Below are 25089 nucleotides of genomic sequence, written 5' to 3' on the forward strand. Positions count from 1 at the left end.
CGTTCGTGACGTCCAGATCGCGTGCGCTCGATGACAGCATGTGCTCTCGAGGAAGGGCCCCGGGCGAAGGGAGCGGAGCGACGCGGAGTGTCCCGACGAACGGGGTCGGCAGGGCGGGTTACCCTCGATGACATGACTCCGGAGGCTTTCGCGCGCGTCGCCCCGGAACTGGCTCAACGCATCGTCGCCGACTCGCGCGACCGCGTCGCCTGGATGCGCGCACGCTCGCGAGGCATCACCGCCACCGATGTGGCGCAGCTGACGAGCCCCAACGCGATCGCGCGCGCAGCCGACGCGAAGCTCACCGGCGGGTCGGGCTTCTCCGGAAACGCGTATACCGCCCATGGACGCCAGCGCGAGCCCGAGATCGCCGCGTGGGTAGCCGCCACCCACCGCATCCACCCGTCGTCGGCGCTGTTCCACGCCGTGGTCGAGAAGCGACACCTGGCCACTCCCGACGGCATCTCCGTCGACGCGCAGGGCCGGGTCACCCTGTGCGAGATCAAGACGACCAAGAAGCCGTGGCGATCGATCCCCCGCTCGTACTTGCGGCAGGTGTGGTGGCAGCAGCACGTCCTGGGCGCCGAGCGCACGCTCGTCGTCTGGGAGCAGCACGACGATTTCGTGCCGGTGGGCGACGAACCCCGGTGCGCCTGGGTGGACCGCGATGAGCGCGAGATCCGTCACCTCGTCGGGCTTGCCACCGAGTTGATCGACGAGCTGTACCGGCGGACCATGCAGCGGCGGCAGACGGCCGACGGCGCTCTCCTCGACGCTGCCCGCGCTCGCGCCGGGGCCGATACCACCCGCCCCGCGCAGCCGTATCGCGCCCTCGCCCTCGCGGACTGATCCCGCCCGCGCACGCCCGCCGCACACCACCAACCAGACCGTGTCGCGTCGCGGGAATAGTTGACGCATCTCAACGATTGAACCTATAGTTGACCAATCTCAACCGTTGACCTAGATCAATCAATTGTCGCAAGGAACTCCATGTCTGCCCCCTCTTCTCCGGCCGTCGAGAAGCCGCGCATGACGCACCGCCAGGTGCTCGAGGCGCTCTCCGGCCTGCTGCTCGGCATGTTCGTGTCGATGCTGGCCTCCACCGTCGTCTCGACATCGTTGCCGGTCATCATCCATGACCTCGACGGAAACCAGACCGCCTTCACGTGGGTCGTCACCGCGACCCTCCTCACCACCGCGATCTCCACCCCCATCTGGGGGAAGCTCGCCGACCTCACCAACCGCAAGCTGCTCTACCAGCTCGCGATCGCGATCTTCGTGCTGGCGACCGCCGCCGCGGGCTTCTCACAGAACCCCGAGACGCTGATCGCCTTCCGCGCCGTGCAGGGCATCGGCGCCGGCGGCCTGGCTGCCCTCAGCCAGGTGTTGATGGCCGACATCATCAGCCCTCGCGAACGCGGACGGTACATGGGCCTGTTCGGCGCGGTCATGGCCGTGGCCACGATCGGCGGACCGCTCCTGGGTGGAGTCATCACGGACGCCTGGGGCTGGCGCTGGAACTTCTTCGTCGCGCTGCCGATCGCGATCATCGCCCTGATCCTCGTGCAGCAGACGCTGCACATCCCCCCGCGCGCCAAGAAGAAGACCACGATCGACTATCTCGGCATCGTGCTGCTGTCCACCGCGGTCTCCCTCCTCCTCATCTGGGTCACCCTTGCCGGCGATTCCTTCGAGTGGTGGAGCCTGACCACCGTGCTCATGGTGGGCGGTGCGCTCCTGGGGGCCGTGCTGTTCGTGATCGTGGAACTGCGCTCGCGCGAGCCCCTCGTCCCGCTGTCGCTGTTCCGCAACCGCACCTTCACGCTGTCGGTGATCGCCTCGATCGCCACCGGCATCGCGATGTTCGGGGCGTCGGTGTTCCTCAGCCAGTACATGCAGCTCGCCCGGGGCGCCACCCCGACAGAGGCCGGCTTCATGACCATTCCGATGATCGCGGGGCTTCTCGTCGCCTCGATCGGCGTCGGCGCGCTCATCACGCGCACCGGCCGCTGGAAGGGTTTCCTGATCCTGGGCGCCGTCTTCCTCATCGCCGGCTCCACACTGCTGTCGACGATCCACTACGACACCGACTTCACGCTCGTCTCGATCTACATGTTCCTGCTCGGCGCGGGCGTCGGCATGACGATGCAGAACCTCGTCCTCGTGGTGCAGAACACGACCAAGCCGACCGAGATCGGGGTCGCCAGCTCCGGCGTCACGTTCTTCCGGAGCCTCGGCGGCACCGTGGGCGTCTCGGTCATGGGAGCCGCTCTCGCCTCCCGCGTCACCGAGCTCGTCACCGAGCGCAAGGACGACATCGTCTCGGCGCTGATGAGCCTCGGCGCCGAGGCGCAGAAGTGGCAGGAGCAGCTCCAGTCGGGGACCCTCCCGCAGGTGTCGACGATGCCGCATGCGCTGCGGATCGTCTTCGAGGACATCTACGCGACCGGGATCTCGCATTCCTTCCTCATCGCGGTGCCGTTCGCCGTGCTGAGCCTCATCGCCATCGTCTTCCTGCCGAACAAGGCCCTGACGACGATGACGACCACCGAGAGGCTGCGCGCAGGCGAGGCGGACCTGGCCACGGTGTCCGTTCCCGCGGGGATGGACGGGGTCACCGCGACGGCCGAAGAGGCACCGCCTGCGGGACCGCGCCGCACGGGCGGCGCGGAGTAGGGAGACTTCGTGTCCGCCTCCGACGCCGACCTCCGGGCGGCCTCCAGCGACACCGACGGGCGCCTCGCGGCCCGCACCCGAGCGGTGCGGGCCCTCGAGGCCGAGTTCGGCGAGCTGATCAACCAGTTCCGCCGGATCATCACCGACAACGCCAACCGGGTGAGCCCGGGCATGCTCCCCGGGGCGTACAAGGTGTTCACGACGATCGCCCGCCGGGAGTCCGTGACGCAGACGGCGCTTGCCGAGCACCTCTTGGTCGACAAGGGACAGCTCTCCCGGACGGTGCGCGAGCTCGAGCGCCTCGGCCTCGTCGAGCGCGCACCCGATCCGTCCGACGGCCGCTCGAGCCTGCTCTCGGCGACCCCGTTCGGGCGCGAACGGCTGGAAGCTGCCCGCGGCCCGCAGGAGGATCTCCTGCTGCGAAGCCTCGAGGACTGGCCGGAGGAGGACATCCGGAGCCTCACCCGGCTCCTCCATGCGCTCACCTCGGGCGTGCGTCCCTGACGGTGCGCGGCGCGGTGGCCCCGCCGGGGACGCACCGCCTGACATCATGGGGGTTCCGCTCGTCCGTCTGGTGTCCCGACGGGCGCGGGACCGGTTCCCACCGGTAGCACCGGCGTAACACGGACGAGACAATCGCGCGATTGACTGGTGCCATGAGCCGCACGTGCTGACGACGTCGACACGCACGGGGAAGGATACACACCGATGGACAAGTCCCGACTCACGCGACTCCGTCCGACGCGCTCCGGCGGCACTCCGGTCGCGGCGTCCACGAACGAGACGATCCCCGACACGATGCGGGCGGTCGTGTTCGACGCCCCAGGCGATGCGGGCGTCCTCCGCGAGGAGCGGATTCCGGTCCCTGCCCCCGTCCTCAGCGAGGTGCTGGTGCGCGTCGTGGCCGCCGGCGTGAACCCGATCGACGCCAAGACGCGCGGAGGTCGTGGGGCACATTCGGGCATCACCCAGCACCCGAGCACTCTCGGTTTCGACTTCAGTGGTGTGGTGGTGTCCTCGCCCTACGAGAGCCACCCTCTTCCTCCGGGCACCGAGGTGTTCGGAATGGTCCCCTTCCCCCGGTCAGGCGGAACCTACGCGGAGTACGCCGTGGTTCCCACCCTGTCGGTGGCGCGCAAGCCGACGTCACTCTCGCACGTCGAGGCCGCCGGGGTCCCGCTGGCGGCGTTGACGGCGTGGGGGCTCGTCGTCGAGACCGCGCACGCGCATGAGGGGCAGCGCGTGCTCATCCATGCGGGATCCGGCGGTGTCGGTCACTTCGCGGTCCAGCTCGCCGCCTACTTCGGCGCCCACGTCACCGCGACGGGATCGGAACGCAACCTCCCGTGGCTGCGCGACCTGGGCGCCGCGGTGACCATTGACTACGCCACGACCCGATTCGAGGATCTGGTCGACGGAGTGGACGTCGTGATCGATCTCGTCGGCAACGTCCACGACGACACCGGGACGCGCTCCCTCACCGTCCTCCGCCCCGGAGGCCTCTACATCATGGTGCCGACGGGGTCGTGGCCCGACTACGCCGAGGCCGCGGCGCGAGCCGGCGTCCGCGCGACGTCGTACAAGGTGATCCCCGACGGAAGCGTCCTGAGCACCCTGGCACGCCTGCTCGACTCCGGAGCGATCCAGGTCTACGTCGATCGCGTCTTCGATCTGGCGGAGGCACCCGACGCGCACCGGGAGATCGAGCGCGGTCACTCGCGGGGAAAGGTCGTCCTGCGTATCGGCGACGCCTGAGGCCGCGGGAGTCACCCGACCCGAGCGAGCACACGCGTACCTTCGGCCACGATCTCCTCGGCCACCAGATCGAGCAACGGCGACTGCAGATTCCACTGCTGCCACGACAGCTTCACGTCGATGGGCGGGCCGCCGAGTCGGACCAGGGATCCCTCGGTGAGAGCCTGAGCGCTCTGCACCGCGGGCAGCAATCCCCATCCGAGCCCTCGGAGCACGGCCTCCGCGAAGTCGTGCGAGGCGGGAACGAAGTGTCGAGGTCCTGAGTCGTCCGCGGCGCCGCGCAGCTCCAGCCACCGGCGCTGGAGGTCGTCGCGACGGTCGAAGTCCACCCTCGGCGCCGACGCGAGCGCGTCGAGCGAGGGCGCCGCATCACCTCGTGCACCCCACCAGCGCTCCGCGAAGTCCGGCGCGGCAACCGCCTCGTACCGCATCGCGCCGAGCGGCACCGCGCGGCATCCCGCGACCGGCTCAGCCCGCGAGGTGACCGCTCCCATCACGGTGCCCGACTCCAAGAGGCCGGCCGTGAAGTCCTGATCGTCACGATGCAGGTCGAAGACGAGCCGGGTGCGTCGTGTCAGGCGCGCGAGCGGCTCGAGGAACCAGGTCGCGAGGGAGTCGGCGTTGACGGCGAGCGGAATGCTCACGAGCTCTTCCCCCGCGAGAGCGGTCATCGCATCGTGCTGGATCAGGGCGAGCTGTCGGGCGAAGCGGACGACCGGTTCCGCGGCCGCCGTGGGCCGGACGGGTTTCGACCGGACGATCAGCACCCGCCCCACGCTTTCCTCCAGGGCTTTGATGCGTTGACTGACCGCGGACGGCGTGAGGTGCAGGCGCCGGGCCGCTGCCTCGAGACTGCCCTCGTCGATCACGGTGGCCAGCGTCCGAGCGAACTCCGCATTGAACATGAAGCTCAGCTTATGTGTCCTGAGTTCTCTGAACTGGACCTGTCGGCAGAGCGGACCTACGGTCGAGAGATGATCACCGCCGTGCTGGCCGGCTTCGGACTGGGGCTCTCCCTCATCGTCGCCATCGGGGCCCAGAACATGTTCGTGCTTCGCCAGGGCATCCGCCGCGAGCACGTCGTGGCGGTCGCCGCCGTCTGCGCCGCGTCCGACGCGGTGCTCATCGTCGTCGGGGTCTCCGGACTCGGGCTGGCCGTGCACGCGGCACCCTGGCTGGTCGAGGTCGTGCGGTGGGCCGGTTTCGCCTTCCTCGTCGGATACGCCGTTCTCGCCGCGCGGCGTGCACTCCGGCCGACCGGCGCGACGCTGGCGATGGGGCCGGAGTCCGACGCTGTTCTCCCGTCCACCCGGGCCGCGCAGCTCACCGCGACGGGAACACGGCTCGCCCCGGTGCTCGCCACGTGCCTCGCCCTCACGTGGCTGAACCCGCACGTCTACCTCGACACGGTGTTCCTGCTGGGCTCGGTCGCCAGCGCGCAGGGCGACCTCCGCTGGTGGTTCGCGGCAGGGGCGGCCACGGCCAGCGTGGTCTGGTTCTTCGGCCTCGCCATCGGCGCGCGGTACCTGGGGCGCTGGCTCGCGACCCCTCGGGCGTGGCGGATCCTCGACGGCGTGATCGCCCTCGTGATGGTCGCCATCGCCGTCTCCCTCGTGGTCGGCTGACCCCGGGCTCCGCCCCACCCGGCCCTGCGAGGATGGGGCGATGAGACACGTGCATCTGACCGTGGCAGGGATCGTCCAGGGTGTGGGATACCGCTACTCACTGCAGACGGAAGCGCGGCGACATCACGTGACGGGGTGGGTACGCAATCGACGCGACGGAACGGTGGAGTCCGAACTCCACGGCGCTGACGCCGACGTCGCCGCGATCCTCGCGTGGGCCGGGAAGGGACCGCGCGGAGCCTCCGTCTCGGGCGTGACGGTGAGCGAGCTCGCCACCACTTCCGACGTCGAGGGGTTCGAGATACGCGCCGACGCGTGAGCGGCCGCCCGCGCCGGTGTCCGCGCCGACGCGTGAGCGGCCGCCCGCGCCGGTGTGCGCGCCGCGGTGGGGACGACGAAGGGGCCCCGCCGAACGGCGGAGCCCCTTCTGCTGACCCGAGGGTCAGGCGAGCGAGTTGACGTCCAGCGGGATGCCGGGACCGAAGGTGGTCGACACGGCGCCCTTCTGGATGTAACGACCCTTGGAGCTCGACGGCTTCAGACGCACGATCTCTTCGAGCGCAGCCTTGAAGTTCTCATCCAGCTGCTCAGCGGTGAACGAGGCCTTGCCGACGACGAAGTGCACGTTGGCGTGCTTGTCGACGCGGAACTCGATCTTTCCGCCCTTGATCTCCTCGACGGCCTTGGCCGGGTTGGGGGTCACGGTGCCGGTCTTGGGGTTCGGCATGAGGCCACGGGGGCCGAGCACCTTACCGAGGCGACCGACCTGGCCCATGAGCTCGGGGGTCGAGACCGCCGAGTCGAACGCGGTCCAGCCGCCGGCGACCTTCTCGATGAGCTCGGCGCCGCCGACCTCGTCGGCACCCGCGGCGATCGCGGCCTCGGCCGCGGCGCCGGTGGCGAAGACGATGACGCGGGCGGTCTTGCCCGTGCCGTGCGGGAGGATGACCGTGCCACGGACCATCTGGTCCGCCTTGCGCGGGTCGACCGCAAGCTTGAGGGCGACCTCGACGGTGGAGTCGAACTTCTTCGACCCGGTCTCCTTCGCCAGCTTCACGGCCTCGGTGGACGTGTAGAACGAGTCGCGGTCGATCTTGGCCGCGGCTGCTTCATAAACCTTGGACTTAGCCATGTTGTTCTCCCCCTCAGTCCTCGACCGTGATGCCCATGGAACGAGCGGTGCCGGCGATGATCTTCGAGGCGGCCTCGAGGTCGTTCGCGTTCAGGTCGGGCTGCTTGGTCTCGGCGATCTGGCGCACCTGGTCCTTGGTGAGCTTGCCCACCTTGGTCGTGTGCGGCGTCGGCGAGCCCTTCTGCAGGCCGGCGGCCTTCTTGATGAGCTCCGCAGCCGGCGGAGTCTTCAGGATGAAGGTGAAGCTACGGTCCTCGTAGACCGTGATCTCCACGGGGATGACGTTTCCGCGCTGCGACTCGGTCGCGGCGTTGTACGCCTTGCAGAACTCCATGATGTTGACGCCGTGCTGACCGAGCGCGGGGCCGATCGGCGGCGCCGGGTTGGCGGCACCGGCGTTGATCTGGAGCTTGATCAGGCCGGTCACCTTCTTCTTGGGTGCCATGTTCTTCCTTCTGTCGAGCGCCCGGGTGCCGGAGCATCTCGGGCGCGCTTCCACGTGTCAGGCCATTCCTGATGGTGGTGGGGTGGTCACGCGACACGCGCGCAACCGCTCAAGTCTACCAGTCCTGTGCAGAGGCACGCAGGCCCCCACAGCAGAACAGGACGATTCGCGGGGAATCGTCCTGTTCTGGAGACGCCGTCCTGTAGTGCGGACGAAGCGCCGGTGACTACTGCTTGGTGACCTGGTCGAACGAGAGCTCGACCGGGGTCTCGCGCTCGAACAGGGAGACGAGCACGGTGAGCTTGCCGCTCTCGGGCTTGATCTCGCTGATCGAGCCCGGAAGACCCGCGAAGGAGCCTTCCTTGATCGTGATGGTCTCGCCGATCTCGAAGTCGACCTCGGTGACGACGCTGCGCGCCTGGGTGGCCGACCCCTTGGCCGCGCCCTTGGCGGGGGCGACGTCCTTGACCTCGACGAGCGACTTCAGCATGTTGAAGGCCTCCTCGAAGCGGAGAGGAGTGGGGTTGTGCGCGTTGCCCACGAACCCGGTGACGCCCGGGGTGTGGCGGACGACTGACCAGGTGTCTTCGTTGAGCTCCATGCGCACGAGCACGTAGCCGGGGATCCGGACGCGCGTGACCATCTTGCGCTGACCGTTCTTGATCTCGACGACGTCCTCCATGGGGACCTCGACCTGATAGATGTCCTCCTCGACCTCGAGCGTCGACTTGCGCTGCTCGATGTTGGCCTTCACCTTGCGCTCGAACCCGGCGTAGGAGTGGATGACGTACCACTTGCCCGGGAGGCTGCGCAGCTCGGCACGGTAGGCCTCGTACGGGTCGAGGTCGGTGTCCGACTCGTCGTCCTGCGACGCCTCGGCGTCGTCGTCGCCCAGCTCGGGTCCGTCGTAGGGAGTGACCTCCTCGGCAGCCTCCGCAGCGGCTTCGGCCTGCTCCTCGGCGAGGGAGTCGGTGAGCACCTCAGCGGCCGCCTCGGCTTCAGCGGCCTCGTCGATCTCCAGTGCGTCGTTCACGATGGCATCAGCCTCCGGGTCGTCGATCTCGATGTCGGCATCGGTCTCGTCGACACCGTCCTCGTCTTCGTCGACCACGTGGATCGCGATGTGCTCGGCCGCCTCTGAGGAGCGCTCCTGGTCGGCGAGGTAGTTGCCCTCCTGGGCCTCGTCGTCCTCGCTGGACTGCTCCGCGGCGGTCGCCCAATCGGCGTCGTCGACATACTTCTCAGACAATTGCCTTCTCTTCCATCGGATGGTCGGGTGAGGTCATCCCGCACGTGTTCGAGCGAACGGTGGATCAGCTCGGCACGCCGAAGACGACGTTCACGACCGCGGTGAACAGCAGGTCGAGGCCGTAGACGACCGCCATCATGACGACGACGAAGCCCAGCACGACCGCCGTGAACTTACCCAGCTCCTGGCGGGTCGGGGTGACGACCTTGCGGAGCTCCGCGAACACCTGGCGGATGAAGAGGGCGATGCGCTGGAAGAAGTTCAGCTTCTTCTCGCGAGACACGCCACCGACCGCGACGATCTCGCCGTTCGCCTCATCCTGGACCATGTACCCACCTGTATGAATTGCGTCGGCGCCAACTCGGTGCTGGCGCTGTGTGTCAACGTATGCGCTGACGCGCAGGGCGGACAGGAATCGAACCTGCAACCTGCGGTTTTGGAGACCGCTGCTCTGCCAATTGAGCTACCGCCCTATGCCGGACGCGAGTCCGACGGGTGTGCAGACGGCCACCTAGCGGTCGCCCGTCCACGCACTTCTACCGTAACCATGGATACGAGGTTTCAGGCCCGCGGGCACGGCAAAAGAATGCAGACAACTGCGCGCACAAGTGTACGGCATGCCCCGGGGCCGTGCGAATCGGACCGCGCGAATCAGCCCGTGCGGGTCAGCGCCGGCGACAGCCGCGACGGCGACCCACGCAGTGGTTCAGTACTGCTGGATGCCGTAGCGGTCCGGCTCGTCGCCACGGCGGAAGTCGCGACCCGAGACGGAGTCCGGCGTGATCCGCACGTAGTTGTACTTGAGCGTCGGGATCCACGGCTTCAGCGGCAGGTCATCGGCGGCTCGGACCTCGTCGGAGCTCTCGAGACGGTGCGCACGCCCGCGGACGACCACGCTCCACGCGTCGGTGGCGGTGTAGTCGTCGACCTCGAACAGCACCTCGTCGTTGATGGAGAGCTCGGTGAGTTTGCTGCCCTCCGCCGTGCGGAACACGATCGTGTCGTCGTCGAGCGTGTAGTTGACGGGGAAGATGTCGAGCACTCCCCCGACGGAGGTGACCAACCGGCCGAGCTCCTGCTCCGCCAGGCGGTCGAAGCACTCCCGGTCGCTGAGATAAGAGATGGCGGCAGTGTTGTCCATGACCCCATCCTGCCCCCGAGACCGGCATCTGCACAGGCCTGGATGGCCGGGATAATCGCGGACGCGCTGGGTAGGCTGGAGACACCCGGATCACCGCCTCGCGGCGGCGACGCGCCATGACACAGCACCATCGAGGAGTGACGCTGAACGACCACGCTGCCGCGCACCAGTTCCAGGTGGATCTCCGCGGCGTCATCGACCTCCTGAGCCGGCACATCTACTCGAGTCCACGCGTCTTCTTGCGCGAGCTCCTGCAGAACGCCGTCGACGCGATCTCCGCCCGACGGGCGCTCGACGGCGGTGGTGGCCGCGTGCGCATCACCCCGCTCAGCGGGGAGTCGACGGAGTTCGTCCTCCGCGACGACGGCGTCGGACTCACCGAGGCCGAGGTCGCCGACCTCCTCGCCACCGTCGGGCGCAGCTCCAAGCGCGACATCTTCGACCTGCCCCGCGGTGACTACCTGGGACAGTTCGGCATCGGGATGCTGTCGTGCTTCATGGTGTGCGACACGATCGTCATCCGGTCGCGGAGCGCGGCCGGCGGTCGCGGAGTGGAGTGGACGGGGCATTCCGACGGCACGTTCACCGTCGCTCCGACCGAGGACGACCTCCCCATCGGGACGAGCGTTCACCTGCACCCCCGGCCCGACAGCCGTTCGCTGCTGGGCGCCACGACGATCCTCGAGCTGGCCGAGACCTTCGGACGTTACCTCCCGGTGACGGTCGCGGTCGACCTCCCCGCGGGCGGTGAGGCCGTGGTCACCGAGCCCGCCCCGTTCCTGGAGGGCGACCCCGAAGCGCAGCGCGCATACGGGCGAGAGCTCATCGGCGCCGAGCCGCTCGACGTCATCCCGCTCACCGTCGCCGCAACTCAGACGCGCGGCCTGGCCTTCGTCCTGCCCTTCGCTCCCCCGCCCGCCGCCCGACAGCGCACGCGAGTGTACCTGCGCCGGATGCTGTTGACCGAGCGGGCGGACGATCTGCTGCCCGACTGGGCGTTCTTCGCCCGGGCGGTGGTGGACTCGGGGTCGCTGAACCCGACGGCGAGCCGGGAATCGCTCGTCGACGACGACGCCCTCGAGCAGACGCGACGCGAGATCGGGGAGGCCATCCGGCGCTGGATCCTGGATCTCGCGCTGAGCGACCCTGCGCGGTTGGCGCACTTCGTGGCGATCCACGAAGTCGCGCTCAAGTCGCTCGTGCGTCACGACGAGGAGCTCGCGCGGTTCATCGTCCGGTGGCTGTCGGTGGACACGACCGTGGGCCGCCTGCGCATCGAAGAGCTCGTGCGGCGGTTCCCGCGCATCCGCTTCGCCGAGACGGTGGACGAGTTCCGGCAGGTGGCGAGCATCGTCGCGCCCGGTTCCGCGCTCGTGAACGGCGGATACCTCTACGACGCCGACCTGATGCGCCGCCTTCCCGAGCTGTTCGACGATGTCGTGGTCGAGCAGGTCGACGTCGTGAGCGAGATCGATCGCCTCGACCCTCCCGCCCTCGAAGACCGCGACGCCGCCCTGGCGCTCGAACGGCGCGCGGCGGCGGCACTGGAGGGCGTCGACGTCTCGGTCCGCTCCTTCGATCGCACCGAGCTGCCGAGCCTGTTCGTCGCCGATCCCGAGGTGCTGCGCGCCCTCGACCGAGGCCGGGCCCGCAGCGCCGGCGGAGCGCTGTGGGGCGGTGTGCTCGACCGGGCCGCGCGTGCCGGTCGGCGCGCCGACGTCCCCACCGATGCCCCGGCCGCGCGACTGTGCCTCAACTGGCAGAACGCGCTCGTGCGCCGGCTCGCGCACGCCCCGGAGGGCCGCGTGTTCGACACCGGTATCCGGCTCCTGTACGTCCAGTCGCTCCTGGCGGGACACCACCCGCTCGGGCCCGCCGACCGGGAGATGATGACCACGTCGCTGACCGAGCTCCTCGGCCACGCCCTCGATGACGACACCCCCACGGCAACGGAAGGAACCCCATGACCGGCTACGCCGACCGCGTGCGCGCACTCTTCGACGAGATCGACCAGACCCCCTGGGGACCGCAGGAGCGCGCCCTGGTCGCCGAGGCGGTGGCCCTCGCGCAGGAGAGCGGCGACGAGCGCTTGGAGTACGAAGCGCGGATGCGGCAGACCTCGAGCGCCAACATGATCGGCGACACCGACCTCATGCTCACCTCGTTCGCGTGGTGCCTCGGCCACCACGACGCCGATCCTTCCCGCTTCCCGGCCCTCATCGAGCCCGCGGGCGACCTGATGTGGCAGTACAAGTGGATGGCGGGAGCGCTACGCGGATCCCCCGAGTTCGCCCCCGAGCAGATCTCCGCCGTGCTCGACGACATGGAGGAGCACTACCGCCGTGCGGGGCTCGGCTCCAGCGGAGTGCTCATGGCCCGCTTCGAGGACGCGTGGGCGGCGGGGCGCTGGGAGGAGGCCGACGCGCTGCAGAAGCAGCTCGAAGCCACGCCCCGCGACGACTACAGCCATTGCGACGCGTGCGTCCGCAGCCAGTTCGCCGGGTTCTTCGCCGAGACCGGCCGTGAAGACGACGCCATCCGCCTGGTCCAGGAGCTCCTCGACGGCGGCTTCGCCTGCGGAGAGGAGCCCGAGCACGCGCTCGCCCGGGCCCTCGTGCCCTATCTCCGGGCCGGGATGCTCGAGGAGGCCCGCACCGCGCACCTGCGCAGCTACCGGTTAGCGAAGGACAACCCCGACAACCTCACGATCGTCGCGAAGAACGTCGTGTTCTGCGTCATCACCGGGAACGCGGCGCGGGCGCTCGCCCTCGTCGAGCGGCACCTGCCCTGGCTCGTGCACGACGGGCTCAACGCCGAGGCGCACGTGAGCGCCCTCGCCGCCTTCGCCGTCGCGCTGGACGCCGTCGCCGCGGCCGGCCACCCCGACACGGTCGCGCGCGGCTCCGACGCGGAATCCCTGGTCGCGGTCTTCGGGCCTCACGAAGGCCCCTGGACGGTGTCCGACCTCGCTGCGCGCGCATGGACCGAGGCGGAGCGGATCGCCGCCGCGTTCGATGCGCGCAACGGCACCGATGCCCACGCGCAGGGCCTCGAGCGACTCCGGGAGACCGCACGCGAACGCTACGACGTGCCGATCCGGTCCCACGAGTTCTCGACGCTGCCGGCACCCACGACGCCGCAGACGGCCGCGGAACGGATCTCCCACGCGCTGGTGCTCAGCAGCGCCGGTTCCCGCACCGCCATCGACGCCATCCGCGCGGCGCTCCCCGATGCCGACGAGAGCGAGCGGGTGGTCCTGACCTCGCACCTGCTGTCGGCGCTGGTGGCCTACGGAGACGTCGAAGAGGCCTCCGCCGCGCTTCCCGAGCGGCTCTCGGTGCTGCGCGCGGCGGGGCGGACCGCTCAGGCGGACCTGGAGGAGCGTCTCGGCCTGATCCTGTTCGGTGCCGGGCTCGAGGAGTCTCTGCACCTCATCCGCGCCGAGCTGGACAGTGCCGCCGAGGCCGATGTCGACGTCCGCGCCGACCTGTGGTCGACCCTCGCGATCGGACTGCTCTGGACCGGCGAACACGCCGAGGCCGCCGAGGCTGCGCGCACCGCCGTGGAGCTGTTCCGCGCGGCGGGCGACCTGCGCCGCGCCCACGGGATGCAGCTTCTGGAAGCCGACGCCCTCGCCTCACCCGACAACGCGGCGGCCTCGGCGTCGGCCGTCGACGCGCTGCTCGGCGATCCCGCGGTGGACGACGGCCGCCGCACGCGGGCCCTCGTCACCCGAGCGCGCCTCCACGGAATGGCCGAGGAGTTCACGGCGGGTGCGGCGGCAGCCGACGAGGCGACCCGTCTCGCCCTCACGATCGGCGCGGACGATCACATCGTCGCCGAGACCAGCCTGCTCGCCGCCGCGCTCCACGAGGATGCGGGAAGCCCGGCCGAGGCCGTCAGCCGCTATCGCCTGGCCGCAGACCGGCGCGAGGCGGCCGACCTCACCAGTATCGACGTGCGCTTCCGCCTGGGGCGCGCGATGCTCGCCGCCGGCTTCGCCGCGGAAGCAGTCGACACCCTGAACGACGTGCTGCGCGAGGAGAGCGAGAACGAGGAGGAGCCCGCGTCGCGGGCGATCACGGCGGGACTGCTGGCGCAGGCGCTCCACGCGGCCGAGGACTTCGGCAACGCCGTCGGCGCGTGGGCCTACACCGCCGACCTGCGGGAGGAAGCCGGCGACGTTCCGGGGCGGGCGTTCGCGCTCGTGCAGCAGGGGCGACTCTTGGGCCGGTTCGGCGAGGTCGACGATGCGATCGAGATCCTCACCGAGGCGGTCCGCCTGCTGCGCGGCAACGAGGACGAGGTGGGCCTGCTCGCCGACGGTCTCCACACCCTGGCGCAAGCGCACCACCAGCGTGGCGATGACGAGGTGTTCGCGCTGCTCGACGAAGCGCTCGGCCTCGGACGACAGCACGAGGCCGACTGGTTCGTCGCCGACGTCCTGGACACGCGTGCGCGTGTGCTGGGTGGGCGCGGACGCACCGACGAGGCGGTGGCCACCGCGTTGCAGGCGGCAGACGCGTTCGCGGGCGCCGGCGACGCGTCGTCGTCCGCCGGTGCAGAACTGCTCGCCGGCCGCATGCTGCTCGGAGCCGAGCGCCCGGGTGACGCTGTCCCGCTGCTGCGGACCGCGCTCGAGCACGCGGACGGCGTCGAGGGTCTCCGCGACGCCGTGGCCCTCGACCTCGGCAATGCGCTGGAGATGCTCGGCCGCCACGCCGAAGCGGCGGAGATCCGCGCGACCATCCGGTCCTGAGCCGCGGCGCGCGGCGCAGACGAGAGGGGAGGATGCCCGGGCGGCATCCTCCCCTCTCCTGTCCACGACCTCTGTCGTGGGTGTCGCGGCTCAGGCCACGCGGATGAGCTTCTTGTTGACGAACTCGTCGGCGGCGAGAAGCCCCATCTCTCGGCCCGTGCCGCTGCGCTTGACGCCGCCGAACGGGAGCGCCGGCTCGTCGGCGAGAACGACGTTGACGTAGACCATGCCCGCCTCGATCTGATCGGCGACGCGCTCGGCCTGCTCGGCGTCGGTCGTGAAGACGTACGAGCCGAGGCCGAAGGAGGTGCCGTTGGCGACCTCGACGGCTTCCTCTTCGCTCGACACCCGGTAGACGACGCCCACCGGCCCGAAGAACTCTTCGAGGTACGCGTCCATGTCGGAGGTGACACCGGTCAGCACCGTGCCGGGGTAGAAGGCGCCGTCGCGCCTGCCGCCCGTGACGAGCGTGGCCCCCTGCGCGACGGCACGGTTGACCTGCTCCTCGAGCCGCTCGGCCGCCGCGAGAGACGACAGGGGCCCCAGCACCGTGTCCTCGGCGAACGGATCGCCGACGGTCGCGGCGGACATCGCGGCGGTGAACTTCTCCAGGAACGCGTCGTAGAGATCGTCGATCACGATGAAGCGCTTGGCCGCGTTGCAGGACTGGCCGGTGTTGTCCAGGCGCGCTTCGACGGCGGACGAGACGGCCCCGTCGAGGTCGTCGGTCGACAGCAGGATGAACGGGTCCGATCCGCCGAGCTCCAGCGCCACCTTCTTGAGGTGCCGACCGGCGATCTCGGCGACGGCGGCGCCGGCACGCTCGGATCCCGTGACCGAGACGCCCTGTACGCGACGATCGGCGATCACCGTGGCGGCCTGATCGTTCGTCAGTCGTACGTCGGCATATGCTCCTGCCGGGAACCCCGCATCGGCATACATCTTCGCGATCGCGGCCGCGGACTCGGGGCACTGCGGCGCGTGCTTGAGGAGGATGGTGTTGCCCAGCGCCAGGTTCGGCGCCGCGAACCGCGCCACCTGGTAAAAGGGGAAGTTCCACGGCATGATGCCCAGCAGCACCCCGAGCGGAGCCTTCCGGATGACGGCGGTGCCGTCGCCCTCGATCTCCAAGGGCACATCGCCGGTGATCTTGTCGATGTGGTCGGCGTAGTACTCCGTGATGTCGGCGGCGAAGTCGACTTCGCCCTCCGCCGCCGCGAGGGGCTTGCCCATCTCGCGGACGATGATGGCGGCCAGCTCGTCCCGGCGCTCCCGGTGCAGCTCCGCGACCTTGCGCAGGAGGTCCGCACGCTCGGCCGGAGACGACGTGCGCCCCCAGCTGCGGTACGCGGCATCGGCGGCCGCGATCGCCGCCTCCACGTCTGCGTCCGTTGCCGTCGGGTAGGTGGCCAGGGTCTCGCCGGTGGCCGGGTTGACGACCGCGTAGTCACTCATGTTGCTCCCTCGCTCCCGCTCAGTCGGCGGGGATCAGCGTGTACTTGGTGGACAGATACTCGTGGATGCCTTCCAGCCCGCCCTCACGGCCGACGCCGGACTGCTTGACGCCGCCGAAGGGCGCCGCCGCATTGGAGACGACTCCGACGTTCAGACCCATCATGCCCGTCTCGAGTCGATCGATCATGCGGTGTCCGCGGGCGAGGTCCTGCGTGAAGACGTAGGAGACGAGGCCGTACTCGGTGTCGTTGGCGAGGCGCACCGCCTCGTCCTCGTCGGAGAACGTCGCGATCGCGAGCACCGGCCCGAAGATCTCCTCGGACAGGATCGCGCTGCCGGGAACGACGCCGGAGACGACCGTCGGCTCGTAGAACGTGCCGGCCTCCAGCCCGTCCTCGCGCGGCGCCCTGCCGCCGGTGAGCACCGTGGCGCCGCGCGAGACCGCGTCGGAGACGAGTTCGTCGGCCTTCGCGACCGCGCGGTCGTCGATCAGGGGTCCGATCTGCACCCCGTCGTCCGTGCCGCGGCCGATCTTCATCCCGGCGACACGCGCGGTGACCCGGCGGGCGAACTCGTCGGCCACCGATTCGTGCACGATGAACCGGTTGGCCGCCGTGCACGCCTGGCCGATGTTGCGGAACTTGGCCTGCAACGCGCCCTCCACGGCCTTGTCGAGGTCGGCGTCGTCGAACACGACGAACGGTGCGTTGCCGCCGAGCTCCATCGACACGCGGAGCACGCCCTCGGCGGCCTGGGCGATGAGCTTCCGCCCGACCTCGGTCGACCCCGTGAACGACAGCTTCCGCAGCCGCGGATCGGCGATCACCGGCGCTGACGTCGAGCTCGAACGCGTCGTCGTGAAGACGTTCACGACCCCGGCGGGAAGTCCCGCCTCCACCAGCAGCTTCACGAAGAAGAGCGTGGTCAAGGGGGTCAGCTCTGCGGGCTTGATGACCACGGTGCAACCGGCGGCGAGTGCGGGCGCGATCTTGCGGGTGGCCATCGCGAACGGGAAGTTCCACGGCGTGATGAAGAACGACGGCCCGACGGGTCGCTGCGAGACGACCATGCGCCCCGTACCTTCCGGGTTGAGCCCGTAACGGCCGGAGATCCGCACCGCCTCCTCGCTGAACCACCGCAGGAACTCGCCGCCGTAGGTGACCTCCCCCCGCGCCTCGGCGAGGGGCTTGCCCATCTCGAGCGTCATGAGGAGAGCGAGATCTTCGCGGTGCTCCTGCACGAGGTCGAACGCCCGCCGCAGGATGTCGCTGCGAGTGCGCGGCGGCGTGGCCGCCCACGCCTCCTGGGCGCCGACCGCGGCGTCGAGAGCCTGCACAGCCTGTTCCGGCGAGGCGTCGGCGATCTCGAGCAGGGTGTCGCCCGTCGAGGGATCCTTCACGGGGAAGGTGGCGCCGGTGGTGACCCACTCCCCCGCGATGAACAGCCCCGTGGGAACCTGGGCGAGAAGCGCGCGTTCTGTCTCGGTGCTCATCGAGTGACCTTTCCGCCGCGGCGAAGGCTGGGGGGAGCGTCGATGCTCAGCGTTTCGCCGCGGAAGAACGCCGGACGCACGAAGTACTGCCAGATCATGACGACGATGCCGATGACGATGATGAGCATGCCGAGGATGAACACGATCCCGATGCCGCCGATGTTCGACCCCGACCCGTACGCCGGGTCCATCGAGTCGATCAGCGTCGTGACGAACAGCACGGCCAGGATGGCACCCCCGACGAGGGGGAACAGGAACGTGAAGAAGAAGTTCCGGATCGAGTCGAACCACTGGTTGCGGAAGTACCAGACGCACGCGAACGCGGTGATGCCGTAGTAGAAGCAGATCATCATGCCGAGCGTGAGGATCGTGTCCCACAGGGTGTCCTCGCTCACGACGCGCATGACGGCGTAGAACACGGACGCCACGATGGCCGACGCGATCGTTGCGTAGCCGGGTGTGAAGAACCGGGGGCTGACCTTTGCGAACGACGGGGGCAGCGCTCCGTAATGTCCCATCGACAGCAGGGTGCGCGCGGGACCGACGAAGGTCGACTGCAACGACGATGCGGAGCTCGTGAGCACGGCGAGCGATACCAGGAACGCGAGGGGCCCCAGCACGGGATCGGAGAGGAAGAAGAAGACGTTCGCCTGGATGTCCTCGTTGCCGAGCCCGAGCTTCCCGGTCCCGACGCCGGCGAACATGATCATCGCGACCGCAAGCAGCAGGTAGAGCGACACGATCGTGATGACGGTGACCGTCGCCGCTCGGCCGGGTGTCTTCTCGGGGTCTTTCGTCTCCTCGTTCATCGTGAGGGTGACATCCCACCCCCAGAAGATGAAGATCGACAGCGACAGGCCCGCGGCGAAGGCGCTGAACGACGACACCGCGAAGGGGTTGAACCAGTCGAGCGAGAACGGCGTGAAGTCGAACCCGTTGCCGGCCGTCGCCTGCACGATGGCGGCGATCGAGAAGATCAGCAGGACCGCCACCTGAAAGGTCACCAGCACGTACTGGAGCTTCTGCGTCGTCTGCATGTCGCGGTAGGAGATGTACGTCGCGCCGAGCATGAACAAGAGGCAGACGCCGATGTTGACCGGAAGGATGAAGGCGAGGTCGGCGATACCCGGATTGCCCGTGACCTGCGAGATCAACAGGAACAGGAACTCGACCGCGACACCGGCGAGGTTGGAGAGCACGAGGATCGTCGCGACGACCAGACCCCAGCCGGCCATCCATCCGATCCAGGGTCCGAAGGCGCGCGTGGCCCAGGTGAAGGACGTGCCCGCGTCGGGCATGCGATTGTTCAGCTCGCGGTAGCCGAACGCGACGAGCAGCATCGGCAGGAAGCCGACGAGGATGACGGCGGGGATCTGCGCACCGACGACGGATGCCGTGGGTCCCACGGCCGCCGTGAACGTGTACGCCGGGGCGATGCACGAGATGCCGATGACGACGGCCCCGATCAGGCCGATGGTCCCGGCGCTCAGGCCCTTCTTCGACAGACCGCCGTCGGTGGCGGCCGCGGGGACTGCAGGAGCGTCGTTGCTCATGCCTCCCCTCCTTCCTGCTGGCGGGTGCGAGGCACCACGATGACGGGGACGGGAACCTCGTGGAGCATCTTCGCCGCGGTCGATCCCAGGAACAGGCGCCGCGGCTGCGCGAGACGGCTCGAGCCCGCCAGGAGCACCTCGCCGGGCAGCCACTCCAACTGCGAGACGGCGTCCTCGATGCTCTCGCCCTCAGCGGCGACCACCTCGGCGGTCATCCCCTCGGGCAGTTGCGTGCGTGCGGCGGCGAGCACCTCGGCGGCCTCGGTCGACCCGGCGATGCGGATCGCGGCGGTATCGGCGCTCGGCGGAAGGTCGACGGGGAGGAGGGAGAGGAGCCGTACGGGCGCGCCGGTCGAGGCGGCGAGCGCCTCGGCGTCGGACATGAGCGCATCGGCGCCGGGGCGGGTTCCGACCGCGACGGTGAGGCGGGAGATCCCCACCTCCGATGCGATCTTGCGTGCGCCGCGGGGCACGAGCACCACCGGGACGTCGGACGAGTGCAACAGCTCGGTGGTCGTGGCCCCGAGCCGGTGCCGCCCCCGGGACGCGCCGTCGGCGGCGCCCACGACGATGTAGTCGGCACGAAGGGCATCGGCGATCTCGATGAGGCCCTCGGCGAACGACTCGCTCGGCCGCACGTGGGCGTGGGCGACCACGTCGGCGGGAATGCGGTCGATCGCGGCGGCGATCCACTTCTGTGCCTGCTCGCGAAGGTAGCGGTCGTACGATGCGTCGGGCGGGGTGATGACGCTCCGCCCATCGGAGGGGAGGATCACGGCCACGTCGAGGACCGCGTCGGTGGCCGCCGCCAGGCGTGCCGCGAAGGCGACGGCGTCGCGTCCCGTCTTGGTGGCCGTGTACCCGACGACGATGCGCCCGGTCATGACCGCAGCTCCCCGACGATCTGGTCCGCCACGAGACGCCCCATCCGGATCGCGCCGTCGACGTGCTGGTAGCCGGCACCGGCGAGGTCGCTGCACGCGAAACGGATCGGCCCGACGGCCGTGCGCAGGTCGGCGCCGTAACGGTGGAGTCCGCCCATGTCGAAGCTCGCCGCGTACGCGCCGCGCGTCCATTCCTCCGAGCCCCAGTCGCTCTCGTAGTACACGACCGGGTCCTTGGCATCGGGTCCGTAGTAGTGCGAGAGCGACTCGAGGATGCGTTCCTTGCGCTCCTCGGCGCTGAGCGTGAACAGATCGTCGGCGTTCTGGTCGGACACGAACCCGACGAGCGTCCCCCGCTCATCGCCGTGGTTGGTGTTGTCATACGCCTCGTGCGACAGCTCGTACGGGCTGAACGCCGTCCCCGACAGGCCCTTCTCCCGCCAGAACGGGCGGTCGTACACCGCGTGCACCTTGATGACGAAGCCCATGGAGATGTGCTGATGCATCTGGTGCTGCCGGCGCGGCAGAGCGGGCACGAAGGAGATCCGGTTGTACAGCACGGGGGCGAGGGCGAGGATCACGTGCCGTGCGTGAACGGTCATGCCGTCGCTCGTGACCGTCACGCCGTCGCCGGACCAGTCGACCGTGCGCACCGGCTCACCCAGGAAGACGTCGGCACCGATGCGCTCGGCGAGGAGGATCGGCACCTGCTGGAGACCACCGACCACGCGCTTGTCGAGGATGAAGTCGGCATCGACGAGGTGGGAGTACGACCCGGCCGAGGCCGCCATGAGCAGGGACTGCAGGAGCGAGAAGGTGTGCGTGGGCTTGGTGAGCATCGCCGACCCGGTGGCGAACGCGAGATTGCGCACCGCCTCGTCGTCGTCGGTCTGGGACCGCAGCCATGCGTCCCAGGAGATCCGGTCCCATTCGGCGGCCTTCTCGTGGGCCCACGGACGATCGGGGTCGATCTCGGCGACCATGGCGTCGAGCTTCTCGGTGATCTCCGCGATCGTGCGCTCGGTCTCCGCCGAGACGGGGAACATCTCCCCCGTGAACCGCTTCGCCACCCCGTCAGGCCCCACATAGACGTTGTCGCCCTCGCGGTAACGGGAGTAGGTCTCCAGGCCCAGTTCGGCGACGGTCTCGATCAGCGCGTCCTGATCGGGCGAGACCCACTGCCCGCCGATCTCGAGCAGGGCTCCCTCGATCGTGTCGGTCCAGAGCCTCCCACCCACGCGATCGCGGGCTTCCAGCACGGCCACCGACAGGCCCGCCTTCTTCAGCTGGTTGGCGGCGGTCAGGCCGGCGGCACCGGCTCCGACGATCACGACATCACGGGTGATCTCGCTCATGAGGGGTACTCCTTTGTATCTCGGGATTCGGGCTTTCGGGCTTCGATGTGGCGACCGGCTCCGGATCGGGTCGGGTGAGGGCAAGAACGGGGACCCCTGCCCCGATTGCCCTCACCCGACCCGATCCTGCGCCTCTCCCCAGAGGTCGAGGGCTGATGCGTGTCGCCGATTCGCTGGGACGAAGGGAGGGGTCAGTGGGCGGCGAGCGCGGCGGCCACGACGTCCAGTCCCTCGTTCAGCAGGTGGTCGGGAATGCTCAGCGGCGGCAGGAACCGGATGACGTTGCCGTAGGTGCCGCAGGTCAGGACGATGACACCCTCGGCGATCGCCGCCTTGGCCACCGCTGCGGTCAGTGCCGCATCGGGAGCCTTGGTCTCGGGGTCGACGAACTCCGCCGCCATCATCGCGCCGTGACCGCGCACGTCACCGATGCGCGGATCGTCCTGCTGCAGAGACTCGAGACGGGCGCGGAGAATCCCCCCGACCTCACGCGCCCGCTCGAGCAGTCCGTCGTTCTCGAAGGACTCGATGGCGGCCAGCGCCGCCGCGCAGGCGACGGGATTGCCGCCGTAGGTGCCCCCCAGGCCCCCGGTGTGTGACGCATCCATGATTTCGGCCCGGCCGGTGACGGCCGCCAGCGGCATGCCGCCCGCGATGCCCTTGGCCGTGGTGACGAGGTCGGGAACGATGCCGAACAGCTCGCTGGCGAACATGGCGCCGGTGCGGGCGAAGCCGGACTGCACTTCGTCGGCGATGAAGACGACACCGTGGTCGCGACACCAGTCGACGAGCGCCGGAAGGAAGCCATCGGCCGGGACGATGAACCCGCCCTCGCCCTGGATGGGCTCGATGATCACGGCGGCGAGGTTGTCGGCGCCGATCTGCTTCTCCATCACGGAGATCGCCTTGGCAGCGGCCTCCGCGCCCGACAGCCCGTCGCGGAACGGGTAGGACATCGGCGCGCGATAGATCTCCGAGGCGAACGGACCGAATCCACTCTTGTAGGGCATCGCCTTGGCCGTGAGGCCCATGGTGAGGTTGGTGCGGCCGTGGTAGGCGTGGTCGAAGGCGACCACCGCCTGGCGGCCGGTGTGCTTGCGCGCGATCTTGATCGCGTTCTCCACGGCTTCGGCGCCGGAGTTGAACAGCGCCGACTTCTTCTCGTGGTCGCCGGGCGTGAGACGGTTGAGGGCTTCGGCGACCTCGACGTAGCTGTCGTAGGGCGAGACCATGAAGCACGTGTGGGTGAGCTGGGCCGCCTGAGCGGCGATCGCGGCCGCCACGCGCGGGTGCGCGTTCCCGACGGTCGTGACGGCGATCCCCGAGCCCAGGTCGATCAGCGAGTTGCCGTCGGCGTCGACCACGACGCCTCCGCCCGCGGCGACCGCGTGGATGGGAACGGTGTGCCCGACTCCCGCCGCGACGGCCGCGGCCTTTCGATCCAGGAGCTCCTGCGAGCGCGGTCCCGGCAGGGCGGTGACCAGGCGACGCTCCTGGGGAAGTGACGGACCTCCGGTGAGCGTGTCGCCCGGGGGGATGGCAGCGGTGTCGGCGAGGGTCATGCGGGCGAGCGTACGACCGGAAGGCCGCACCGCACAGCCGCCGCCGTGTACATTCTGATCACTGTGACGTACATCACGTACACGGTGGAAGGAAGCGATGTCGGCGTCTGAACCCACGCTCAGGGCCCTGCTCGGGCGCCGCGAGCTGCACTTGCGACTCGAATCGGATGCCGACGCGCTCGCGCCCGATGCATTGGACGCTCCGTTGCGCTGGGTGCACGGCTCCGATCTCCTCGATCCCACTCCGTTCCTCGCCGACGAGCTGCTGCTCCTGACGACGGGTACACAGTTCACCGCGGATGCCGACGCCGAGCTCTTCCGGTCCTATGTGTCGCGTCTACGCGCTCGCGGCGTGCGCGGCCTGGGCTTCGGTACCGAAGTCGTCCGCGACGGTATTCCGCCGCTGCTCATCGACGCGTGCGCGGCCGAAGGGATGCCCCTGTTCGAGGTGCCGTACCGGACCCCCTTCATCGCACTCGCCCGGGCGAACGCGGAGGCCATCGCGGCGCAGGCCTACGCTCGACGCACCTGGGCACTCGCGGCCCAGCGGGCGATTTCGCTCGCCGCCCTGCGCCCCGACGGACTGGGAGCGACGGTGGCCGAGCTCGCCAAGCAGCTGGACACCTGGGTGGGTCTGTTCGATGCGGCCGGCGCCCTCACCCAGCGCCACCCCGCCGATACCCTCGACGCCACGACCCTCGCGCAGCTCACCGACGAGGTCGGCACCATGTTGCGACGGGGCGTGCGCGCCGCGTCCACCTTGGAGGTGGCGGGAGCGCGATTCACCCTGCAGACGTTGGGCCGGGGCGGGCATCTCCGCGGCGCGATCGTGATCGCCGGCGCCGAGCTCGACCTCGAAGGCCGCGGCGTGGTGACGTCGGTCATCGCGATGGCGGGGCTGGCGCTCGAGCAGAACGTCGGACTCGAGCGGGCGCGCTCGGCGTTGCGCGCCGGCCTCGTCCACAGCCTCCTCACCGGCGATCCGACGCTGGCGCGGCGCGTGTCGCGAGAGCTGTGGGGGCCGCTTCCCGCCGGCCCGGTCCTGCTCGCCGCTTGCACGGTGGCGCCCGCGCAGCTCGATGCCGCGGTGGACTGGCTCGAGCTCCAGGTCACCGAACACCGCGGCGCGCTGTTCTTCGGGCGGGACGGTGACGGCCTCGTGCTCGTGGTGAGCGCCGACCGCCGCGAGCTCATCGAGCGGTTCGCGGCCCTCTTCGAGGCGAGCACCGGCGTGTCGGCTCCCGTGGCCTACTCCGCGTCCTCCGACGCCCACGCGCAAGCGGTCGCCGCGTTGCGCCGCGCGGCGCCGGGCACACTCGTCGCATTCTCCGACCTCGCCGAGCACGGCATCCTGAGCCAGCTCGACACGGTCGAGGCGCGCGCGCTTGCCGCCGCCCGCCTCTCGCCCCTGCGGGAGCACGATGCACTCCACGGCTCCCACCTGCTCGTCACCGTGCGCACGTGGCTGCAGCACGACGCGAGGATCGACGCGGCCGCCGAAGCGCTCGGGATCCACCGGCACACCGTTCGAGCCCGCGTGGCGCAGGCGCAGACGCTGCTCGGCGTCGACCTCGGCACCTTTCCCGCGCGCGCAGAGCTCTGGGCTGCGCTGGTCGCCTCCTCCCCCCGGTGAGCCCGGGGCGCCGACATCGCACCGGCTCAGACGAAGCGCAACGCGACATCGCTGACGTGATGAGCGATGATCGCCGCGCCCAGGGTGAGCGCGATTCCTCCAGCGGGAAAGACCCATGACCACCGCGTCTTCCGCGCCAGCAGCAGACCGACCGCGGCGGCCACGACGAGTCCGACCGCGACGACAGCGAACACGACGCTGGTGCGACTCAGCAGTTCGAAGTCACCGTCCTGGGCGCAATGCGCAATGCTGATCGATCGGAACCAGACGAGTGCACTCGCCACGCTCGCCACCACGATCTGGATGCCCCAGAGGATCCCGCCGATGCGGCGTGCGGGGCGGGACGCGTGATAGCTCACCATCAGTCCTGGCT

22 protein-coding genes and 1 tRNA gene are annotated in these 25089 nt (G+C 69.7%); 9 read left to right on the forward strand and 14 right to left on the reverse strand.

The features are described from left to right. Positions 1–132: 132 nt before the first annotated feature. The 4 genes from AVP41_RS07180 (at position 133) to AVP41_RS07195 (ending at position 4431) form a co-directional block, all read left to right on the forward strand. On the forward strand, positions 133–849 hold the full coding sequence (locus AVP41_RS07180; protein WP_067162492.1) for a YqaJ viral recombinase family protein: 717 nt from the start codon (positions 133–135) through the stop codon (positions 847–849). A 141-nt stretch (positions 850–990) separates the two neighbouring features. Next, positions 991–2676 (forward strand): MDR family MFS transporter, encoded by a 1686-nt coding sequence (locus tag AVP41_RS07185; RefSeq protein WP_067162494.1) that lies wholly within the window; start codon positions 991–993, stop codon positions 2674–2676. A gap of 9 nt (positions 2677–2685) precedes the next feature. Continuing rightward, complete coding sequence (locus AVP41_RS07190; RefSeq protein ID WP_067162497.1) at positions 2686–3180, forward strand: MarR family winged helix-turn-helix transcriptional regulator; 495 nt, start codon at positions 2686–2688, stop codon at positions 3178–3180. A 204-nt stretch (positions 3181–3384) separates the two neighbouring features. Next, positions 3385–4431, forward strand: a complete 1047-nt coding sequence (locus AVP41_RS07195) for an NADP-dependent oxidoreductase (RefSeq protein ID WP_082829060.1) — start codon at positions 3385–3387, stop codon at positions 4429–4431. Between the two features lie 11 nt (positions 4432–4442). Here the strand turns inward: AVP41_RS07195 and AVP41_RS07200 are convergent, their stop codons facing one another. Further along, complete coding sequence (locus AVP41_RS07200; RefSeq protein ID WP_067162499.1) at positions 4443–5336, reverse strand: LysR family transcriptional regulator ArgP; 894 nt, start codon at positions 5334–5336, stop codon at positions 4443–4445. A 69-nt stretch (positions 5337–5405) separates the two neighbouring features. Between AVP41_RS07200 and AVP41_RS07205 the strand changes: the two genes are divergently transcribed. Both AVP41_RS07205 and AVP41_RS07210 read left to right on the forward strand, forming a co-directional pair. Then, positions 5406–6056, forward strand: coding sequence for a LysE/ArgO family amino acid transporter (locus tag AVP41_RS07205; protein ID WP_067162501.1), 651 nt, complete (start codon positions 5406–5408; stop codon positions 6054–6056). Positions 6057–6096: 40 nt separating this feature from the next. Next, the gene (locus AVP41_RS07210) at positions 6097–6375 is read left to right on the forward strand and encodes an acylphosphatase (RefSeq protein ID WP_067162503.1); all 279 of its coding nucleotides are present in this window, start codon (positions 6097–6099) and stop codon (positions 6373–6375) included. A gap of 123 nt (positions 6376–6498) precedes the next feature. Here the strand turns inward: AVP41_RS07210 and rplA are convergent, their stop codons facing one another. The 6 genes from rplA to AVP41_RS07240 form a co-directional block, all read right to left on the reverse strand. Then, positions 6499–7188, reverse strand: a complete 690-nt coding sequence (gene rplA / locus AVP41_RS07215) for a 50S ribosomal protein L1 (protein ID WP_067162505.1) — start codon at positions 7186–7188, stop codon at positions 6499–6501. A 13-nt stretch (positions 7189–7201) separates the two neighbouring features. Further along, positions 7202–7633, reverse strand: a complete 432-nt coding sequence (rplK, locus tag AVP41_RS07220) for a 50S ribosomal protein L11 (RefSeq protein ID WP_067162507.1) — start codon at positions 7631–7633, stop codon at positions 7202–7204. Positions 7634–7859: 226 nt separating this feature from the next. Further along, on the reverse strand, positions 7860–8882 hold the full coding sequence (gene nusG / locus AVP41_RS07225; protein ID WP_067162509.1) for a transcription termination/antitermination protein NusG: 1023 nt from the start codon (positions 8880–8882) through the stop codon (positions 7860–7862). 64 nt (positions 8883–8946) lie between these two features. Continuing rightward, entirely contained in the window at positions 8947–9210 is a 264-nt protein-coding gene (gene secE, locus AVP41_RS07230) for a preprotein translocase subunit SecE (RefSeq protein ID WP_067162511.1), read from the reverse strand. 72 nt (positions 9211–9282) lie between these two features. Continuing rightward, positions 9283–9355, reverse strand: a tRNA-Trp gene (locus AVP41_RS07235). A 233-nt stretch (positions 9356–9588) separates the two neighbouring features. After that, positions 9589–10023, reverse strand: a complete 435-nt coding sequence (locus tag AVP41_RS07240) for a pyridoxamine 5'-phosphate oxidase family protein (RefSeq protein ID WP_067162513.1) — start codon at positions 10021–10023, stop codon at positions 9589–9591. A 143-nt stretch (positions 10024–10166) separates the two neighbouring features. Here AVP41_RS07240 and AVP41_RS07245 point away from each other — a divergent pair, with 143 nt between their 5' ends. Together AVP41_RS07245 and AVP41_RS07250 are read left to right on the forward strand one after the other, a co-directional pair. Beyond that, a complete protein-coding gene (locus tag AVP41_RS07245; protein ID WP_067162891.1) occupies positions 10167–11990 on the forward strand; it encodes an HSP90 family protein in 1824 nt (607 codons plus the stop codon). Continuing rightward, a complete protein-coding gene (locus tag AVP41_RS07250; RefSeq protein WP_067162515.1) occupies positions 11987–14782 on the forward strand; it encodes a hypothetical protein in 2796 nt (931 codons plus the stop codon). Before AVP41_RS07245 ends, AVP41_RS07250 begins: the two co-directional genes overlap by 4 nt. Before the next feature lie 90 nt (positions 14783–14872). On the opposite strand, the gene AVP41_RS07255 is transcribed toward AVP41_RS07250, so the two are convergent. The 6 genes from AVP41_RS07255 to gabT form a co-directional block, all read right to left on the reverse strand. Further along, the gene (locus AVP41_RS07255; protein WP_067162518.1) at positions 14873–16237 is read right to left on the reverse strand and encodes an NAD-dependent succinate-semialdehyde dehydrogenase; all 1365 of its coding nucleotides are present in this window, start codon (positions 16235–16237) and stop codon (positions 14873–14875) included. Positions 16238–16256: 19 nt separating this feature from the next. Continuing rightward, positions 16257–17729 (reverse strand): NAD-dependent succinate-semialdehyde dehydrogenase, encoded by a 1473-nt coding sequence (locus AVP41_RS07260; RefSeq protein ID WP_067162520.1) that lies wholly within the window; start codon positions 17727–17729, stop codon positions 16257–16259. Next, positions 17726–19282, reverse strand: a complete 1557-nt coding sequence (locus AVP41_RS07265; protein WP_067162522.1) for an APC family permease — start codon at positions 19280–19282, stop codon at positions 17726–17728. Before AVP41_RS07265 ends, AVP41_RS07260 begins: the two co-directional genes overlap by 4 nt. Further along, positions 19279–20166, reverse strand: a complete 888-nt coding sequence (locus AVP41_RS07270) for a universal stress protein (RefSeq protein WP_067162524.1) — start codon at positions 20164–20166, stop codon at positions 19279–19281. Before AVP41_RS07270 ends, AVP41_RS07265 begins: the two co-directional genes overlap by 4 nt. Further along, positions 20163–21521, reverse strand: a complete 1359-nt coding sequence (locus AVP41_RS07275) for a flavin monoamine oxidase family protein (protein WP_067162526.1) — start codon at positions 21519–21521, stop codon at positions 20163–20165. The genes AVP41_RS07270 and AVP41_RS07275 overlap by 4 nt, the downstream gene beginning before the upstream one ends. 191 nt (positions 21522–21712) lie before the next feature. Next, complete coding sequence (gene gabT / locus AVP41_RS07280) at positions 21713–23083, reverse strand: 4-aminobutyrate--2-oxoglutarate transaminase (protein ID WP_067162528.1); 1371 nt, start codon at positions 23081–23083, stop codon at positions 21713–21715. A gap of 97 nt (positions 23084–23180) precedes the next feature. Between gabT and AVP41_RS07285 the strand changes: the two genes are divergently transcribed. Continuing rightward, the gene (locus tag AVP41_RS07285) at positions 23181–24716 is read left to right on the forward strand and encodes a PucR family transcriptional regulator (protein WP_067162530.1); all 1536 of its coding nucleotides are present in this window, start codon (positions 23181–23183) and stop codon (positions 24714–24716) included. 26 nt (positions 24717–24742) lie between these two features. Here AVP41_RS07285 and AVP41_RS07290 read toward each other — a convergent pair whose 3' ends face one another. After that, positions 24743–25078: a hypothetical protein gene (locus AVP41_RS07290; RefSeq protein ID WP_067162532.1), complete on the reverse strand. Its 336-nt coding sequence runs from the start codon at positions 25076–25078 to the stop codon at positions 24743–24745. Positions 25079–25089 lie beyond the last annotated feature (11 nt).

Source organism: Microbacterium sp. TNHR37B (genome assembly GCF_001620065.1).
In the GTDB taxonomy this organism is placed as follows: domain Bacteria; phylum Actinomycetota; class Actinomycetes; order Actinomycetales; family Microbacteriaceae; genus Microbacterium.

Coding starts and splice junctions, on each gene's coding strand:
- AVP41_RS07180 (WP_067162492.1), top strand. CDS start 133: ATGACTCCGGAGGCTTTCGCGCGCGTCGCCCCGGAACTGGCTCAACGC.
- AVP41_RS07185 (WP_067162494.1), top strand. CDS start 991: ATGTCTGCCCCCTCTTCTCCGGCCGTCGAGAAGCCGCGCATGACGCAC.
- AVP41_RS07195 (WP_082829060.1), top strand. CDS start 3,385: ATGGACAAGTCCCGACTCACGCGACTCCGTCCGACGCGCTCCGGCGGC.
- AVP41_RS07200 (WP_067162499.1), bottom strand. CDS start 5,336: ATGTTCAATGCGGAGTTCGCTCGGACGCTGGCCACCGTGATCGACGAG.
- AVP41_RS07205 (WP_067162501.1), top strand. CDS start 5,406: ATGATCACCGCCGTGCTGGCCGGCTTCGGACTGGGGCTCTCCCTCATC.
- AVP41_RS07210 (WP_067162503.1), top strand. CDS start 6,097: ATGAGACACGTGCATCTGACCGTGGCAGGGATCGTCCAGGGTGTGGGA.
- rplA (WP_067162505.1), bottom strand. CDS start 7,188: ATGGCTAAGTCCAAGGTTTATGAAGCAGCCGCGGCCAAGATCGACCGC.
- rplK (WP_067162507.1), bottom strand. CDS start 7,633: ATGGCACCCAAGAAGAAGGTGACCGGCCTGATCAAGCTCCAGATCAAC.
- secE (WP_067162511.1), bottom strand. CDS start 9,210: ATGGTCCAGGATGAGGCGAACGGCGAGATCGTCGCGGTCGGTGGCGTG.
- AVP41_RS07240 (WP_067162513.1), bottom strand. CDS start 10,023: ATGGACAACACTGCCGCCATCTCTTATCTCAGCGACCGGGAGTGCTTC.
- AVP41_RS07250 (WP_067162515.1), top strand. CDS start 11,987: ATGACCGGCTACGCCGACCGCGTGCGCGCACTCTTCGACGAGATCGAC.
- AVP41_RS07255 (WP_067162518.1), bottom strand. CDS start 16,237: ATGAGTGACTACGCGGTCGTCAACCCGGCCACCGGCGAGACCCTGGCC.
- AVP41_RS07260 (WP_067162520.1), bottom strand. CDS start 17,729: ATGAGCACCGAGACAGAACGCGCGCTTCTCGCCCAGGTTCCCACGGGG.
- AVP41_RS07265 (WP_067162522.1), bottom strand. CDS start 19,282: ATGAGCAACGACGCTCCTGCAGTCCCCGCGGCCGCCACCGACGGCGGT.
- AVP41_RS07270 (WP_067162524.1), bottom strand. CDS start 20,166: ATGACCGGGCGCATCGTCGTCGGGTACACGGCCACCAAGACGGGACGC.
- AVP41_RS07275 (WP_067162526.1), bottom strand. CDS start 21,521: ATGAGCGAGATCACCCGTGATGTCGTGATCGTCGGAGCCGGTGCCGCC.
- gabT (WP_067162528.1), bottom strand. CDS start 23,083: ATGACCCTCGCCGACACCGCTGCCATCCCCCCGGGCGACACGCTCACC.
- AVP41_RS07285 (WP_067162530.1), top strand. CDS start 23,181: ATGTCGGCGTCTGAACCCACGCTCAGGGCCCTGCTCGGGCGCCGCGAG.
- AVP41_RS07290 (WP_067162532.1), bottom strand. CDS start 25,078: ATGGTGAGCTATCACGCGTCCCGCCCCGCACGCCGCATCGGCGGGATC.